At 64.4% G+C, this 16,224-nt stretch carries 15 protein-coding genes; 14 read left to right on the forward strand and 1 reads right to left on the reverse strand.

All coding sequences use genetic code 11. The features are described from left to right. Positions 1-49: 49 nt before the first annotated feature. From DEM27_RS23455 to DEM27_RS23510, 12 genes are all read left to right on the forward strand, one after another. Complete coding sequence (locus DEM27_RS23455) at positions 50-1,546, forward strand: FGGY-family carbohydrate kinase (protein ID WP_165823551.1); 1,497 nt, start codon at positions 50-52, stop codon at positions 1,544-1,546. A gap of 84 nt (positions 1,547-1,630) precedes the next feature. Then, positions 1,631-2,371 carry a GntR family transcriptional regulator gene (locus DEM27_RS23460; protein ID WP_109460675.1) on the forward strand — a complete coding sequence of 247 codons (741 nt, stop codon included), beginning with the start codon at positions 1,631-1,633 and terminating at the stop codon, positions 2,369-2,371. Beyond that, positions 2,368-3,096: an SIS domain-containing protein gene (locus DEM27_RS23465; RefSeq protein ID WP_109460676.1), complete on the forward strand. Its 729-nt coding sequence runs from the start codon at positions 2,368-2,370 to the stop codon at positions 3,094-3,096. The genes DEM27_RS23460 and DEM27_RS23465 overlap by 4 nt, the downstream gene beginning before the upstream one ends. A 46-nt stretch (positions 3,097-3,142) precedes the next feature. Continuing rightward, positions 3,143-4,423 carry an ABC transporter substrate-binding protein gene (locus DEM27_RS23470; RefSeq protein WP_109460677.1) on the forward strand — a complete coding sequence of 427 codons (1,281 nt, stop codon included), beginning with the start codon at positions 3,143-3,145 and terminating at the stop codon, positions 4,421-4,423. Positions 4,424-4,441: 18 nt separating this feature from the next. Next, complete coding sequence (locus tag DEM27_RS23475) at positions 4,442-5,317, forward strand: carbohydrate ABC transporter permease (RefSeq protein ID WP_109460678.1); 876 nt, start codon at positions 4,442-4,444, stop codon at positions 5,315-5,317. Beyond that, complete coding sequence (locus DEM27_RS23480) at positions 5,314-6,141, forward strand: carbohydrate ABC transporter permease (RefSeq protein ID WP_109460679.1); 828 nt, start codon at positions 5,314-5,316, stop codon at positions 6,139-6,141. The genes DEM27_RS23475 and DEM27_RS23480 overlap by 4 nt, the downstream gene beginning before the upstream one ends. A gap of 13 nt (positions 6,142-6,154) precedes the next feature. After that, entirely contained in the window at positions 6,155-7,246 is a 1,092-nt protein-coding gene (locus DEM27_RS23485; RefSeq protein ID WP_109460680.1) for an ABC transporter ATP-binding protein, read from the forward strand. A 164-nt stretch (positions 7,247-7,410) separates the two neighbouring features. After that, on the forward strand, positions 7,411-8,325 hold the full coding sequence (locus DEM27_RS23490; protein ID WP_109460681.1) for an SMP-30/gluconolactonase/LRE family protein: 915 nt from the start codon (positions 7,411-7,413) through the stop codon (positions 8,323-8,325). A 36-nt stretch (positions 8,326-8,361) separates the two neighbouring features. After that, positions 8,362-10,146 carry an IlvD/Edd family dehydratase gene (locus DEM27_RS23495; protein ID WP_109460682.1) on the forward strand — a complete coding sequence of 595 codons (1,785 nt, stop codon included), beginning with the start codon at positions 8,362-8,364 and terminating at the stop codon, positions 10,144-10,146. A 17-nt stretch (positions 10,147-10,163) separates the two neighbouring features. Further along, positions 10,164-11,696, forward strand: coding sequence for a UxaA family hydrolase (locus tag DEM27_RS23500; RefSeq protein WP_109460683.1), 1,533 nt, complete (start codon positions 10,164-10,166; stop codon positions 11,694-11,696). A gap of 377 nt (positions 11,697-12,073) precedes the next feature. Continuing rightward, positions 12,074-13,099 carry a sugar ABC transporter substrate-binding protein gene (locus DEM27_RS23505; RefSeq protein ID WP_109460774.1) on the forward strand — a complete coding sequence of 342 codons (1,026 nt, stop codon included), beginning with the start codon at positions 12,074-12,076 and terminating at the stop codon, positions 13,097-13,099. Between the two features lie 209 nt (positions 13,100-13,308). Continuing rightward, entirely contained in the window at positions 13,309-13,608 is a 300-nt protein-coding gene (locus DEM27_RS23510) for a DUF6074 family protein (RefSeq protein ID WP_109460684.1), read from the forward strand. A gap of 63 nt (positions 13,609-13,671) precedes the next feature. On the opposite strand, the gene DEM27_RS23515 is transcribed toward DEM27_RS23510, so the two are convergent. Then, a complete protein-coding gene (locus DEM27_RS23515; protein ID WP_205908951.1) occupies positions 13,672-14,163 on the reverse strand; it encodes a DUF4269 domain-containing protein in 492 nt (163 codons plus the stop codon). A 225-nt stretch (positions 14,164-14,388) separates the two neighbouring features. Between DEM27_RS23515 and DEM27_RS23520 the strand changes: the two genes are divergently transcribed. Together DEM27_RS23520 and DEM27_RS23525 are read left to right on the forward strand one after the other, a co-directional pair. Further along, positions 14,389-14,850 (forward strand): DUF4126 family protein, encoded by a 462-nt coding sequence (locus DEM27_RS23520; RefSeq protein WP_109460686.1) that lies wholly within the window; start codon positions 14,389-14,391, stop codon positions 14,848-14,850. Then, positions 14,847-16,223, forward strand: coding sequence for an FAD-containing oxidoreductase (locus DEM27_RS23525; RefSeq protein WP_109460687.1), 1,377 nt, complete (start codon positions 14,847-14,849; stop codon positions 16,221-16,223). Before DEM27_RS23520 ends, DEM27_RS23525 begins: the two co-directional genes overlap by 4 nt. Position 16,224 lies beyond the last annotated feature (1 nt).

Consider the following 16,224-nt stretch of genomic DNA (forward strand, 5'->3'; position numbering starts at 1 on the left):
GCCATAGGGGCGGCGACGGCTGTCAGATGCACGAGATATGCGGAATTCGATGGCTAAATATTTCCTAGGTTTGGACGCAGGCTCCACCCTCTGCAAGGCGGCGGTTTTCGATCTTGCCGGGCGGCAGTTTTCCGAGGCGAAGCGCCGCACGCCGATGTCCCGTCCGCATGCCGGCTGGTGCGAACTCGATCCGGAAATCTGCTGGCATGCGGTTCTGGAGGTCATTTCGGAAGCTGTCGATACCTGCGGCATTCCGCCTGCGGAGATCGGCGGCATCGGCATTTCGGCCGCCATGGTCGGCGCCTGGGTGGTGGATGCCGCGGGCAATGCGCTGCGCCCCGGCATCAATTGGGAAGACAGCCGCAGCCAGACGATCCTCAACCGGATGATCGCGGCCGATCCGGCCGTCATGTCCAAAATCTTCCAGTCCTCCGGTTCGGTACTGCAGCAGGGCTGCACCCTGCCGGTGCTGGCCTGGCTGGTGGAAAACGAACCCGAGGTGATGGCGCGGGCCGCCCATGTGCTGAGCTACAAGGATTTCATCCGCCTGAAGCTGACCGGCCTTGCCGCCACCGACCGCAGCGAGGCTTCGGTCATTCCCGGCAGCGCGCGGCAACGGCAGCGCAGTGCCGGAATGATCACCCTGTTCGGCCTCGACGACCATGCCCGCCTCCTGCCGCCAGTCTTCGATTCCGAGACGACGCAGTCCGGCCTGACCGCCGAAGCGGCTGCGATGACCGGGCTGGCCGAAGGCCTGCCGGTGGCGATCGGTGCCGGCGATGTCGCGGCAACGGTGATCGGAGCCGGCGGGTTGGCGGCGGGCGTCGCCACGGCGGTGCTCGGCACCACCTGCATGGTCGGCATCTGCCACGACCGGCCGGTCTTTACCCCGCCGGATCTCGGCCTGCTCTTCTCGCTGCCGGGCGACGTCTGGTACCGCTCGATGGTCAATGTCGCAGGCACCCTCAATCTCGACTGGGCAATCGGTGCGCTGGCGCCGGATCTTGCCGGGCTTGCCGATCGTTACCAGCAGGTGACGGCGCTGGCCGAGGCCGTTCCGATCGGTGCACGCGACCTCGTCTATCTGCCCTATCTGAGCGAGAGCGGCATCATTGCGCCGGTCGTTTCCCTTGATGCCCGGGCGCAATTTGCCGGCCTCACTTCCCGGCATGGCCGGCCGGAACTGTTCCGCGCCATCTTCGAAGGCGTGGCGCTGGCGCTCCGAGATCTCTTCGACGCGCTGGATTTCGACGGCAACCGCGTCGTGCTGACCGGCGGCGGCAGCCAGAGCCCGTTCTGGACGCAGATGATCGCCGACGTTCTGCAGCGTCAGGTCGTCGTGCCCGAGGGCACGCAGTTCGGCGCCCGCGGCGCGGCCTTGCTGGCCGCAACCGCACTCGGCCATTTTGCCGATATTCGCGCCGCATCGCGCTCCGTTGCCGGCGGCGGCCTGACCTATCAGCCGAATGCCGAGATGAAAGAGGCCTATGACGCGGCGCTGCGGCGCTATCGCCAGCACCGCGACCGGCTTCTCGCCGGGAATTGACGGCAGCTTTTCGTTTTCGGCTTGCATTTTGAAAATTGGTCTATACCATCACCTCAAGCGGACCATACCGTAGGAGGATGACGTTTGGTCGAGCAGGGAGCGCCCCTTTACCTGAAGATCGCCAACCGGCTGGAAAACGACATCCAGGCCGGCCGGATCAAGGTGGGCGAGAAGATTGCCTCCGAGCGCATGCTGGCCGAAGAACTCGGCGTCAGCCGCATGACCGCACGCCAGGCGCTGCAGCACCTGACCGGCCGCGGCCTCCTGGAAACCCGTGTCGGACAGGGCACCTTCGTCACCCATGCCCGCATCGAGCAGAAGCTCTCGACGCTGACCGGCTTCACCGAGGAGATGGCGCGGCAGGGCCACAAGAGCGCCAGCATCGTCGTGCTTGCCGAAACCCGCAAGGCCGACCATCTCGCCGCCGAAGCCTTGAAGCTGCCGGCAAACGGCCACGTTCACCGGCTGGTGCGCGTCCGCCTCGTCGACGGCGAGCCGGTGGCGATCGAGACGACGGATGTCGGCGCCGCACTGGCGCCGGGCCTGATGGATCTGGCCGATTTCAGCCGCGATTCGCTCTACCGCATCCTGCGCGACAATTTCGGCATCGTTGCCACCACCGGCGAGCAGACCATGATGGCGTCGACGGCGGATGCCGCGACCGCGCGGTCGCTCGACATCCGCGAGGGCAGCCCGGTGCTGAAACTCACCCGACTGACCTTTGACAGCAAGGGGCAGCCGTTCGAATTCGTTCGATCCTTCTATCGCGGCGATTCCTTCGTCATGAAGGTCGATCTCAACCTTGGAGCCGATTACAGCCAATGACCTCGCTGACCGATACCTATTTCGACAATGTCATCGAGCGGCTTGCAGCGCTCAAGACGGCGCTGGCGCCGGGCATGCAGCGGGCCGCCGAGGCAATCATCGCCGCGGCGCGCGGCGACCACCGCATCTACGTCTTCGGCACCGGCCATTCGCATGTGCTGGCCGAGGAGGTGCATTACCGCGCCGGCGGGCTGGCGATCACCGTGCCGATCCTGTCCAGCACCACCATGCTGCATGAGGGCGCGGTGGCGAGCACCGTCTACGAACGCACCGAAGGCATCGTGCGGCCGATCTTCGCCCGCTACGGCATCAAGCCCGGCGACGTGCTGTTCGTCATCTCCAATTCCGGCGTCAACGCCGCGCCGATCGAGGCTGCCAAGGTCGGCCGCGAGATCGGCGCGACGGTCATCGCCATCACCTCGGTCGCGTACTCGACGGCAAGCGCCAAGGGCCGCACCCGGCTTGCCGATCTTGCCGACATCGTCCTCGACAACGGCGCCCCTCCGGGCGACGCGGTGCTCGACGTGCCCGGCAGCGACCTGAAGGTCGGTCCCGTCTCGACGGCGATCGGCGTGACGATCATGAACGCCATCCTGGCCGAAGTGGCCGCAAAACTGTCGGCCGATGGCGAGGCGCCCATCTACCTCAGCGCCAACATGCCCGGCGCCAAGGAGATCAACGAAAGGCTGGTCGAGCGGTACCGGCCGCGCAATCCGCATCTCTGAAATCAACACTCGTCGTCATTCAAATGGAAAAAGAGAGGGAACTGACATGAAAAAACGCATACTTGGCCTGCTCGCCGGCGCATCGATGCTGATGCCGCTTTCCGCCTTCGCCGCCCCGGTCGAAATCACGCTGTGGCACATGGAGCAGCCGCCGCACCGTGTTGCCCGCATCCAGGAAATCATCGACGCCTTCAACACGGCGCACCCGGATATCGTCGTCAAGCAGGAGCCGCAGAACTGGGGCGAAGTCTATGCCAAGGCTCCGGCTGCACTCTCGGCCGGCGCCGGCCCGGACATGCTGTTTGCCATCCCCGACTTCACGCCGATCCTGAAGAACATCGGCGCCTTGACCTCGGTTGCCGATTTCGTTGCCGAACTCGACAAGAAGCATGACTTCGTCGATTCCACCGTCCAGTCCTACAGCTATGACGGCGGCGTCTGGGCCGTGCCGCTCTACAACATGGCGATGAGCCTGTGGTACCGGAAGAGCGTGCTCGACGGCGCCGGCCTCAAAGTTCCGGAAACCTGGGCGGACTGGAAGGCGGCGGCCGAAAAGCTGTCGGTCGACGGCACCTACGGCATCGGCGTTCCCGCCAACAAGCAGCTCTACACCGACCAGACGATCTACAGCGTCATGGTCAATGGCGGCGCCACGGAAATCTACAACGAGGACGGCACGCTGCGATTCAACAATCCGCAGACGGTCGCAGCGCTGGACTATTATGCGCAGTTGCAGAAACTGTCGCCGCCGGACAGCACGTCCTGGACCTGGGGCGAGGCGGAAGCCTGCTTCGTTTCCAAGAGCTGCGGCATGATCATGCAGTTCTCGGTCATCTCCAGCTACGACACCCAGGGCGGCGGCGATCCGGCCGATCTCGGCGTCGCGCCGATCCCGCATGCCGATGGCGAGAAGGACCACAACACCATCGCTTACGCCAACGCCGTGATGCTGCTCTCCAAGGACGAAGCCAAGCGCAAGGCCTCGGAAGAGTTCATCCGCTACCTGCTGGAGCCGGAAACCTACGGCAAGTTCCTCAACATGGAACCCGGCCTGTTCATGCCGGTGACGGCTGATGGCGCCAAGGCCGAAAGCTTCTGGGGCGATCCGATGGCGACGAAGTACAAGGCGCAGATCGAGCAGATCATCGCCAATTCGCAGAACGGCCGCCTGTTCGGCTTCACCAGCGGCCGCACCTTCCCGTCGATCGCGGCGATCTCCGCCCAGAACGTCATCGCCGAAACGCTGCAGTCGATCGTCGTCGGCGGCAAGAGCGCGGCCGATGCGGTGGCCGGCGGCCAGGACCGCATGGTCGAGGTCTCGAAGTAACTCCCGGAGGAGCGGCGGATGCAAAAATCACGATCGCTTGCCTTCGCCTTCGTGGCGCCGGCGCTCCTCGTTCTGGCGGCCATCCTCGGATGGCCGCTCGTTTCCGCCGTGCTGCTCAGCCTGCAGGACGTCAGGACCATCGGCTCGCAGGGCCAATGGGTCGGCTTTACCAACTATTCGACCGTCATCTCCAATCCGATGTTCTGGACGTCGGTCGGCATGAGCATCGTCTGGGTGGTCGCCAATGCGGCGCTGCAGACCGTGCTGGCGCTGATGGCCGCGCTCACCCTCAACCAGAATTTTCCCGGCGTGAAGATCGCCCGCACCTGGATCATCCTCACCTGGATCGTACCGACGGTGGTGGTGGTGATCATCTGGCGCTGGCTGTTTTCCACCTCGGGCGGCATGATCAACCCGCTGATGATGCAGACGGGCATCGTTTCCCGCCCCGTCGGCTTCTTCTCGACGCCGTGGACGGCGATGGCGACGCTGATCTTCATCAATTCCTGGCGCTGGTTCCCGTTCATCGCCCTGATGATGCTTGCCGGCCTGACGCGCATCCCCGCCGATCTCTATGAGGCCGCCCGCATCGACGGCGCCAACGGCTGGAAACGGTTTACCCGCATCACCTGGCCGCTGCTCGCACCGACGCTCGGCGTGCTCACCGTCGTCGGCACGCTCTTGTCGTTCAACGTCTTCGACATCATCTGGCTGCTGACGGCCGGCGGACCGGCGGGCGGCACTCGCACCCTGCCTGTGATGATCTACGAAACCGCCTTCAAGGGTTACAAATTGAGCGAGGCCGCCACCATCTCGGTGCTGGCAACGATGCTGCTGATGGCCTTCGCGCTGGTCGCCACCCGATGGCTCGCCAAGGAGGGAGACAGCCGATGAAACGCTCGCTTCCCGCAACGCTGCTCCTGGGGCTCTCCGGCCTGTTCCTGCTGCTTCTGATCGGCATGCCCTTCTGGTGGGTGGTGACCGGATCCTTCAAGCTGCCGCAGGAAATCATCGCCCGCGTGCCGACCATGGTGCCGCATTCCTTCACGCTGCAGCATTTCGCCAAGCTGCTGTCGGGATCGGACTATCCGGTCTACATGATCAACAGCCTGCTCGTCGCCGGGATCTCGACGGCGATCACGCTTGTCCTCTCGGTGCCGGCAGCCTATGCCTTCTTCCGCCTGGCCTTTCCCGGCCGCGAGGCGCTCTACCGCATCATCCTCCTGGCCTACGCCTTCCCCAGCATCGTCGTGCTCATCCCGCTGTTCGGCATGTTCGCCAGGATCGGCCTGATCGATACGCTGGCGGCGCTGGTGATCATCAACGTCACCTTCGCCCTGCCGTTCTCCATCTGGATGCTGCGCTCCTTCTTCGCTTCCGTACCGAAGGAAATCGAGGAGGCGGCGCTGATGGACGGCGCGCCGCCGACCGTCATCCTGCGCCGCATCATGATCCCGCTGATCGCGCCGGGCATCGCCTCCGTCGGCATCTTCGCCTTCATCTCCGCCTGGACGGAATATGTCTTCGCCTCGGTGCTGATCCTTTCGGATGCGAAACGCACCGTGCCGGTCGGGTTTTCCGGCATCATCGGCCAGTACCAGATCGACTGGGGCCTGCTGCTTTCGGGCGCCAGCCTTGCCGTGCTGCCCGTCGTCATCCTCTTTGCCCTGGTCGGGCGCTGGTTCGTCAGCGGCCTCACCGAAGGCGCCGTGAAATAAGGACCGAAAACCCATGGCTGAACTTTCGATCAGGGGCGTGCGCAAATCCTTCGGCGAGACGGAGGTGATCCGCAACGTCGATCTTTCCGTCGGCAACGGTGAATTCGTCGTCTTCGTCGGCCCGTCCGGCTGCGGCAAGTCCACGCTGCTGCGGATGATCGCCGGCCTCGAAAACGTGACCTCCGGTACGATCTCCATCGACGGCGCCGACGTCACCCATGCCGATCCGAGCAAGCGCGGCATTGCCATGGTGTTCCAGACCTACGCGCTTTATCCGCATATGACGGTCGAGGAAAACATGGGTTTCGGCCTCGAAATGGCCGGCATTCCGGCCGACGAGCGCAAGCGCATGGTGCGCCGCGCGGCTGAGACGCTGCACCTCGAAACCTATCTCGCCCGCAAGCCGAAGCAGCTTTCCGGCGGCCAGCGCCAGCGCGTCGCCATCGGCCGGGCGATCGTCCGCGATCCGAAGATCTTTCTGTTCGACGAGCCGCTGTCGAACCTCGACGCGGAACTCCGGGTGCGCATGCGCATCGAGATCGCCAAGCTGCATGCCGATCTCGGCGCGACGATGATCTATGTCACCCACGACCAGGTCGAGGCCATGACGCTGGCAAGCCGCATCGTCGTGTTGCGCGACGGGCGCATCGAGCAGGTCGGCACGCCGCTGGAGCTTTACAACAATCCCGACAACCAGTTCGTCGCCGGTTTCATCGGCTCGCCGAAGATGAATTTCGTCCCGGCCCGCGTCACCGGACGGACGGAGGACGGCGCGGTCAAGCTGGCCGTCGACAGCCTCGGCCTTGCCGAGTTTGCCGTCATGCCGCGCGAGCGGAATGCCACGATGCCGGAGACGCTGTCGATCGGCATCCGGCCGGAACATTTCCTGCCGCCGGGCACGGATGGAGCCATGGATGTGTCGCTGGGGCTGGGCGCGGTCGAACATCTCGGCGGCGTTTCCTACATCTATACCGAGCCCGGCCGGGATGGCTCGCTGACCGCCGAAGTCCGCGGTCTGCCGGGCCTCAAGGCCGGCGGCCTGCTGCCGCTGGCCGTCAACCCCGACACCTGCCTGCTTTTCTCGACGGAGGGCGCCCGCCTTTGAGCGGGCTTTAGACGAGAACAGGTCGCCGGCTGGCATTGCAGCGGCGGCTCGATAAAGGGTTGACAGGACAACTTCCGCGTTGTTGTCCTTGCCGTCTCGCTACGGAGTGCTTATCACTTTTGCACCATGCGCCGCGAGTCCCGGCGCCTGCCGGGGAGGGCAAGATGGCGGCAAATTCTGTTTACGATATTCGCGACCCGCGCTTCAGCGCGCTTTTGATCGGCAGCGCCGACCTGGAGGAGCTTTACAGCGGTTGCCGCTGGGCGGAAGGTCCGGTCTGGTTCAATGACGGACAGCATCTGCTGTGGAGCGACATTCCCAATCAGCGCATGTTGCGCTGGGTGGAGGGCGGCGGCGTTTCCGTCTTCCGCAGCCCTTCGAACTTCACCAACGGCAATACCCGCGACCGCCAGGGGCGGCTGGTATCCTGCGAACACGGCAGCCGCCGGGTGACCCGCACGGAGATCGACGGTTCGATCACCGTGCTTGCCGACAGCCACCAGGGCAAACGGCTGAACTCGCCGAACGATGTCGTTGTCCGCTCCGACGGCTCGATCTGGTTCAGCGATCCGAGCTACGGCATCCTTTCGGATTACGAAGGCTACAAAAGCAAGCAGGAGCAGCAGCACCGCAACGTCTATCGTCTCGACCCCGCAACGGGATCGGTGACGGCGCTGGTCAGCGACTTCCTGCAGCCGAACGGGCTGGCCTTCTCGCCGGACGAAACCCTGCTCTACGTCGCCGATTCCGGCGCCAGCCACAAGCAGGACGCGGCGCGCCACATTCGGGTCTTCGACGTGGTCGAGGGTCGCCGACTGGAAAACGGCCGGGTGTTCTGCACCATCGACAACGGCATTCCCGATGGTTTCCGGCTCGACACCGATGGCAACCTGTGGACGAGCGCCGGTGATGGCGTGCACTGCTTTTCGCCGGAGGGTGAATTGCTCGGCAAGATCAAGGTGCCGCAGACGGTATCGAACCTTACCTTCGGCGGACCGCGCCGCAACCGGCTTTTCATCACGGCGACGAAATCCCTCTACTCGATCTACGTGGCGGCGACGGGTGTCCAGGCGCCCTGACCCCCTTTCCCAATTGCAGGCCTGCCCGGAGGAACCATGACCGACAACAGCCAAGCCAAACGCCGCCTCCGCTCGCAGGACTGGTTCGACAATCCCGATCACATCGACATGACGGCGCTCTACCTGGAGCGCTTCATGAACTACGGCATCACGCCGGAGGAGCTGCGCTCCGGCAAGCCGGTGATCGGCATCGCCCAGAGCGGCAGCGACCTCACGCCCTGCAACCGCGTCCACATCGAGCTTGCCCGGCGGGTGCGGGACGGCATCCGCGACGCCGGCGGCATCCCGATCGAATTTCCGACGCACCCGATCTTCGAAAACTGCAAGCGGCCGACGGCGGCGCTCGACCGCAACCTCGCCTATCTCGGCCTGGTCGAGATCCTCTACGGCTATCCGCTAGACGGCGTGGTACTGACGACGGGCTGCGACAAGACCACGCCCTCGGCGCTGATGGCCGCCTCGACCGTCGACATCCCGGCGATCGTCTTGTCCGGCGGGCCGATGCTCGACGGCTGGCACGAGGGCGAGCTTGCCGGCTCCGGCATGGCCATCTGGCGCTCCCGCCGGCGTCTCGCCGCCGGCGAGATCGACGAGGAGGAATTCTTGCAGACAGCGCTCGACTCGGCTCCGTCGGTCGGCCACTGCAACACCATGGGCACGGCCTCCACCATGAATGCGCTGGCCGAAGCGCTCGGCATGTCGCTGACCGGCTGCGGCGCCATTCCCGCCGCCTATCGCGAGCGCGGCCAGATGGCCTATCGCACCGGGCGCCGGGCGGTGGAGATGGTCTGGGAAGACCTGAAACCCTCCGACATCCTGACGCGCGAAGCCTTCCTCAACGCCATCCGCGTCAACTCCGCCATCGGCGGCTCTACCAATGCCCAGCCGCATCTGGCGGCCATGGCGAAACATGCCGGCGTCGAACTCTATCCCGAAGACTGGCAGGTGCACGGTTTCGACATTCCGCTGCTCGCCAACGTCCAGCCGGCCGGCGCCTATCTCGGCGAACGGTACCACCGGGCCGGTGGCACGCCGGCGATCATGTGGGAACTGTTGCAAGCCGGCAAGCTCGACGGGCACTGTCGCACCGCGACCGGCAAAAGCGTCTCCGACAATCTACGGGGGCGCGAGGCGCGCGACCGCGAGGTCATCCGCCCCTACGACCAACCCTTGAAGGAGCGCGCCGGTTTCCTCGTGCTGCGCGGCAACCTGTTCGATTTCGCCATCATGAAGATGAGCGTCGTCTCCGAGGATTTTCGCAAGCGTTATCTCGAAGAGCCGGGGCAGGAAGGCATTTTCCGCGGCAAGGCCGTGGTGTTCGACGGCTCGGAGGATTACCACAAGCGCATCAACGATCCGTCGCTGGAGATCGACGAGAACACCATTCTCGTCATTCGCGGCGCCGGGCCGCTGGGCTGGCCGGGATCGGCCGAGGTGGTCAACATGCAGCCGCCGGATCATATCCTCAAGCGTGGCATCCGCAGCCTGCCGACGATCGGCGACGGCCGGCAGTCGGGCACGGCCGACAGCCCCTCGATCCTCAACGCCTCGCCGGAAAGTGCCGCAGGCGGCGGGCTTGCCTGGCTGCGCAGCGGCGACATCATCCGCATCGACTTCAACCAGGGCCTTTGCGACATGCTGGTCGACGACGAGGAGATCGCCCGCCGCAAGACCGACGGCATACCGCCGGTGCCGCCGGATGCCACGCCGTGGCAGCGCATCTACCGTCGCACGGTCACCCAGCTTTCCGATGGCGCGGTCATCGACGGTGCCGCGGATTTCCGCCGGATCGCCGAGAACCCGCCGCGGCACAATCATTGAGGCACGGAGGCCCTGTCATGCTGAATTCCGTTTCGTCCGTCATCATCCTGAACCCGAACGACAACGTCGCCGTTGCGCGCGACAAGATTGCCGCCGGCAGCTCTTTTGGCGTCGATGGCGTCACCGCTACCGAGCCTGTCCCCCGTGGCCACAAGGTGGCGCTGAAGCCGATAGCGGTCGGCGGCGAGGTTTTGAAATTCGGACAGGTCATCGGCGTCGCGACCGTTGCGATCGAACCCGGCCAACATGTACACCTGCACAACCTCTCCATGGTGCCGTCCGAGCACGAACACCAGTTCGCCACCGACAACCGCGAGACCGGCATGCTGCCGGAAGCCGAACGCGGCCATTTCATGGGTTATGACCGCGGCATCGGCGGCGTCGGCACGCGCAACTTCATCGGCATCATTTCGACGGTGAACTGTTCCGCCACGGTGTCGAAATACATCGCCGACTATTTCAACCGCGGCGGCGGCCTAAACGGTTTCGACAATATCGACGGTGTGGTGGCGCTGACGCATGGCGGCGGCTGCGCCGTGAACACCAAGAGCGAAGGCTACCGCTACCTGATCCGCACCATCCAGGGATACGCGCGGCATCCGAATTTCGGCGGCATCCTGATGATCGGCCTCGGCTGCGAGACCAACCAGATCGCGCCGATCCTCGAACATTACAAGCTGGTGGAAGGTGCGCGGCTGCGCACCATGACGATCCAGGCGCTCGGCGGAACACGCAAGACCATCGAAACCGCCACCGAGATCATCCGCGAGATGCTGCCGGAGGTGAATGCCGTGCAACGGACGCGACAGCCGCTCTCGGCGCTCAAGCTGGCGCTGGAATGCGGCGGCTCCGACGGATATTCCGGCATCTCGGCCAATCCGGCGCTGGGTTACGCCTCGGATCTGCTCGTCCGCCACGGCGGCACCTCGGTGCTGGCGGAAACGCCGGAGATCTACGGCGCCGAACACCTGCTGACGCGCCGTGCCGTCTCACCAGCCGTTGCCGAAAAGCTGTTGCACCGCATCGACTGGTGGCGGGATTACACCGCCCGCAACGGTGACGAACTCAACAACAATCCCTCGCACGGCAACAAGCTGGGCGGGCTGACGACCATCCTCGAAAAATCGCTCGGCGCCGTCGCCAAGGGCGGCACCATGCCGCTGAAGGCGGTCTACGAATATGCCGAAATGGTCACGGAAAGCGGCTTCGTCTTCATGGACACGCCGGGATACGATCCCGTCGCCGTCACCGGCCAGGTCGCCGGCGGCTGCAACGTCATCTGTTTCACCACCGGCCGCGGCTCGGTCTCCGGCTTCAAGCCGGCACCCTGCATCAAGATCGCCACCAACACGCAGATGTACGAGCACATGCAGGAGGACATGGACCTCAACTGCGGCGGCATCGTCACCGGTGACGACAGCATCGAGGCCGCCGGACAACGCATTTTCGACGACATCGTCGCCGTCGCCTCGGGCAAGCGCACCGTCAGCGAGATCTACGACTACGGCGACAACGAATTCGTTCCGTGGCACGTCGGCGCCGTTACCTAGGACGCAGCGAGACGAGGGTGTCGCACGGTAAACTACCCGCTCGCCCCTCATCCAACCCTCCGGGCCACCTTCTCCCGGGGAGAAAGAGACGATGGCAACGTCGTGCCACATGCGGTCACTCTGCCGCGCTCTCCGCACCAACATAACAACTTGACAGTGGCTAGCTCATAGGTATCCTGTACGTACAGGATTATACCTTACCGCATGCCGCATCTGACGTGGAGGAGGGAGCGGCCCGCCACATGCCTGTTCGTGTCCGGTAGCGTCTCAGCCGCGTGCAGAAACAAGCCGCCAGCGCACGTAATCGAGTTCCGTCCGTCCGGATTGCCGGCTGGCGCACGCTTTTCAGTCTACCATCGAAGGAGGAAACGATGAACCTGAAGTCCAATATCCTTTCGGCCGCCGCTGCAATGCTGGCAATCGGCGTGAGCTTCGCGCCGGCAGCGGCCGCGGATGCTGTCACGGCCTGCCTGATCACCAAGACCGACACCAATCCCTTCTACGTCAAGATGAAGGAAGGCGCGACCGCCAAGGCCGCCGAGCTCGGCATCAATCTGAAGGCTTATGCCGGCAAGATCGACGGCGATTCCGAAAGCCAGATCGCCGCGATCGAGACCTGCATTGCCGATGGCGCCAAGGGCATCATGCTCACGCCGTCCGATACCAAGGGTATCGTCTCCACCGTGCAGAAGGCACGCGATGCCGGCATTCTGGTGATCGCGCTCGACACGCCGCTGGAGCCGCTGGATGCCGCCGACTCCACCTTCGCCACCGACAATTTCGTCGCCGGCGAATTGATCGGCAAATGGGCGGCCGCAACCTTCGGCGATGCCGCCAAGGATGCGCATATCGCCTTCCTCAACATCGCCCCGCAGGAGCCGTCCGTCGGCGTGCTGCGCAACCAGGGCTTCATGAAGGGTTTCGGCATCGACATCGGTGATGCCAACCAGATCGGTGACGAAAACGATGCCCGCATTTCCGGTGCCGACGTCACGGCCGGCTCGGAAGAGGGCGGCCGCACGGCGATGGAAAACCTGCTGCAGAAGGACCCGTCGATCAACCTGGTCTACACCATCAACGAACCGGCTGCCGCTGGCGCCTACGAAGCGCTGAAGGCTGTCGGCAAGGAAAAGGACGTGACGATCGTTTCGGTCGACGGCGGTTGCCCGGGCGTCAAGAACGTCGCGGAAGGCGTCATCGGCGCCACCTCGCAGCAATATCCGCTGCTGATGGCGACGCTCGGCGTTGAGGCGATCAAGAAATTTGCAGACACCGGCGAAAAGCCGAAGCCGACCGAAGGCAAGAACTTCTTCGACACCGGCGTTGCCCTTGTCACCGACAAGCCGGCGGCCGGCGTCGAGTCGATCGACACCAAGGCTGCAACGGCCAAGTGCTGGGGCTAAAAGCATTTTTCTTCGCAAGACTATTGAAGGGCGGCCCCGGCCGCCCTTTATTTTTTATGTGCTGCCGCAACCTGGCAGCAACAATCCACACTCACGTAACGGCAGGTGGTTGAACAACAAAGTGTCCGTTTCCGGTCACCCTTGATACAAAGCGTTAAGCAAAGGCTTTGTAAAACTGAGTCGACCAACGGGTACAGGAGAACGAGTCGATGGCAGCTGAGCAGATGAAAATGTGTGGTGTATCGTCTTCCGGCGCGCTCGTTCCATTTCCGCTGGCCGGCCGCACCAGCCTTGTCCGCCGTTGCGCCACCGAACTGGAAACCAAGCATGGCGAAGACGCCGTGCGTTACTGGCGCCGCGAATGCCGCCAGCTTGCCGACCAGCTTCTCTCGATCGGCTGCCCGGAAGACGAGGTCAGCCTGCAGGTACGAGACTTTCAGCACGAAGTTCAGGCCGAGATGGTTCGCCGCCACGATTGCGGCAGCGCCAGCGAAGCCCACAATCGCTGAAACCAATTGCGGAAGCAGCCGCGGACATAAGCCCTGCCTCCCGACAACCGCGCCGCCAGGCGATCATCCTGCCGCAATAAGCGCGGCCAGCGTGGTATCATCCGCGTCGAAGAGATCCAGCACGGCGGCATAGGGGTCGCCTGCAAGGCCCAGCACGGCGGCAAAAGCGGGCTCCGTCTTCAATCCGCCGCGCCGGGCGGCCATGACCTTTGCATGGAGGGCGACGCCGCCGAGCGCCAGCAAGCGCCGCTCGACCTCGTAGTGCCGCCAGCCGGCCTGCGCCCGCAATGGCCGCTTTTCGCCGAAAATCTCGAAAGGCCAGCCGGCGCAATGAAACGTCGCAACCACCGCATGCGGCGCCTTGGCCCATTGCCGGATGGAAAAACCTTCGAAATTCGAAAAGCCCCGCCAGATCAGGCCGGCAAATTCGTCATAGTCCCGGACGTGGCAAAGGATATCGATATCGCTGCCTTCAAGCGCCAGTCCTAGCGGCGGCGTTCCGGCAACACACCAGTCGAGTCCGCCGAGCTTGCCGGCAAGGTCTGCACGGCGCACTGCGTCCTGGTATGTCGTTATCTGTTGCAGAGAAATCATCCATCGCGTTGGCGGGCCAATCGTGATCCGCAGGACGTCGCACGATCCTGCAAGCGATACAGCATGCCCGGTTGCGATGCCATCGCCCCTTCCTGGTTGACGTTCATCAAAAATAGGCTTGACCGCATAGGCTCGGCGCCGGATGCTGGGCATACAAAAGTAAACTGCACGGCATCGGGGTGTGGAATGTTGCTTTTCCTGGCCTTTCTCATTGGCATCATTGCCGGCCTGCGCGCCATGGCCGCACCGGCGGCCGTAAGCTGGGCGGCGTATCTCGGGTGGTTCGATCTCTCGCAGACACCACTTGCCTTCCTGGGCTATCAGTGGACGCCCTGGATCTTTTCGGCCCTGGCCGTCGTCGAGCTGATCACCGACCAGTTGCCCTCGACGCCGTCGCGCAAGGTGCCGGTACAGTTCGGCACACGCATCGTCATGGGCGCCCTGACCGGCGGCGCCATCGGGGCGGCCGGCGGTTCGCTGGTCGGCGGCGTGATCGCCGGCATCATCGGCGCCGTGGTCGGCACCTTGGGCGGCGCGGCGGTGCGCGGAAAACTTGCGGCCGCCTTCGGCAAGGACCTGCCGGCGGCATTGATCGAGGACGTGGTCGCCGTCGCTGGCGCGCTGCTGATCGTTGCGAGCGTCGCATGAGCAGGGATTTCGATGCGATCGTCATCGGTGCCGGGCAGGCCGGCCCTTCGCTTGCAGGACGCCTGACCGCAGCGGGCATGCGCGTGGCGCTGGTCGAACGCAAGTTTCTCGGCGGCACCTGCGTCAACGCCGGCTGCATGCCGACCAAGACACTGGTGGCGAGCGCCCGCGCCGCACATGTGGCGCGGACGGGCGCCGATTACGGCATCGATATCGGCGGCGATATCCGCATCGACATGCCCAAGGTGAAGGCACGCGCCGACACCGTCATCGCCAATGCACGCGGCAATGTTACCGCCTGGCTGCAGGGCATGGACGGCCTGACGCTGTTCACCGGCCATGCCCGTTTCCTCGATGCCAGGACGGTCAGGGTCGGCGACGAAACACTGACGGCGCCGAAAATCTTCCTCAATGTCGGCTGCCGGCCGACCGTGCCCGATATGCCCGGCATCGGAGAAATCGATTATCTCACCAGCACCGGCATTCTCGGGCTCAGCGCGGTGCCCCGGCATCTCGTCGTGGTCGGCGGAAGTTACATCGGGCTGGAATTTGCCCAGATGTACCGGCGGTTCGGCGCCGATGTCACCATCGTCGAGCGTGGCCCGAAACTGGCACCGCGCGAAGATGACGACATATCCGCCGCAATCGCCGATATCCTTGCCGGCGAAGGCATCACCATCCGCACCGATGCCGAATGCATCGGTTTCCGGCGGGACGCCGGAGGCATCGCCGTGCGTGTCGATTGCAACGGCGGGGCGCCGGAAATCCTCGGCAGCCATGTGCTGATCGCCACCGGTCGCACGCCGAACACCGACGATCTCGGCCTCGAAACGACAGGTGTCGCCACCGACAAGCGTGGCTACATCACCGTCGACGACAAGCTGGCGACGACGGTCGACGGCATCTGGGCACTCGGCGACTGCAACGGCCACGGCGCCTTCACGCACACCTCCTACAACGACTTCGAAATCCTTGCCGCCAACCTGCTCGACGGCGCCGACCGCCGCCTGAGCAGCCGTATTCCCGGCTACGCGCTCTACATCGATCCGCCACTCGGCCGGGTCGGCATGTCGGAGCGGGAAGCGCGGGCCAGCGGCCGGAACATTGTCGTTTCGACCAGGCCGATGACCCGCGTCGGCCGGGCCGTCGAAAAGGGCGAGACGAAGGGGATGATGAAGGCGATCGCGGATGCGGACACCAAGGAAATCCTCGGCGCCGCCATCCTCGGCATCGAAGGAGACGAGGCGATCCACGGCATCCTCGACATCATGAACGCCGGGGCTGCATATCCTGTGCTGCAATGGGCCGTACCGATCCATCCGACGGTTTCGGAGTTGATCCCGACCCTGCTCGGCGACCTGAAGCCGGCGTGAA

Source organism: Rhizobium album (assembly GCF_003122325.1).
GTDB classification, from domain to species: Bacteria; Pseudomonadota; Alphaproteobacteria; order Rhizobiales; family Rhizobiaceae; genus Metarhizobium; species Metarhizobium album.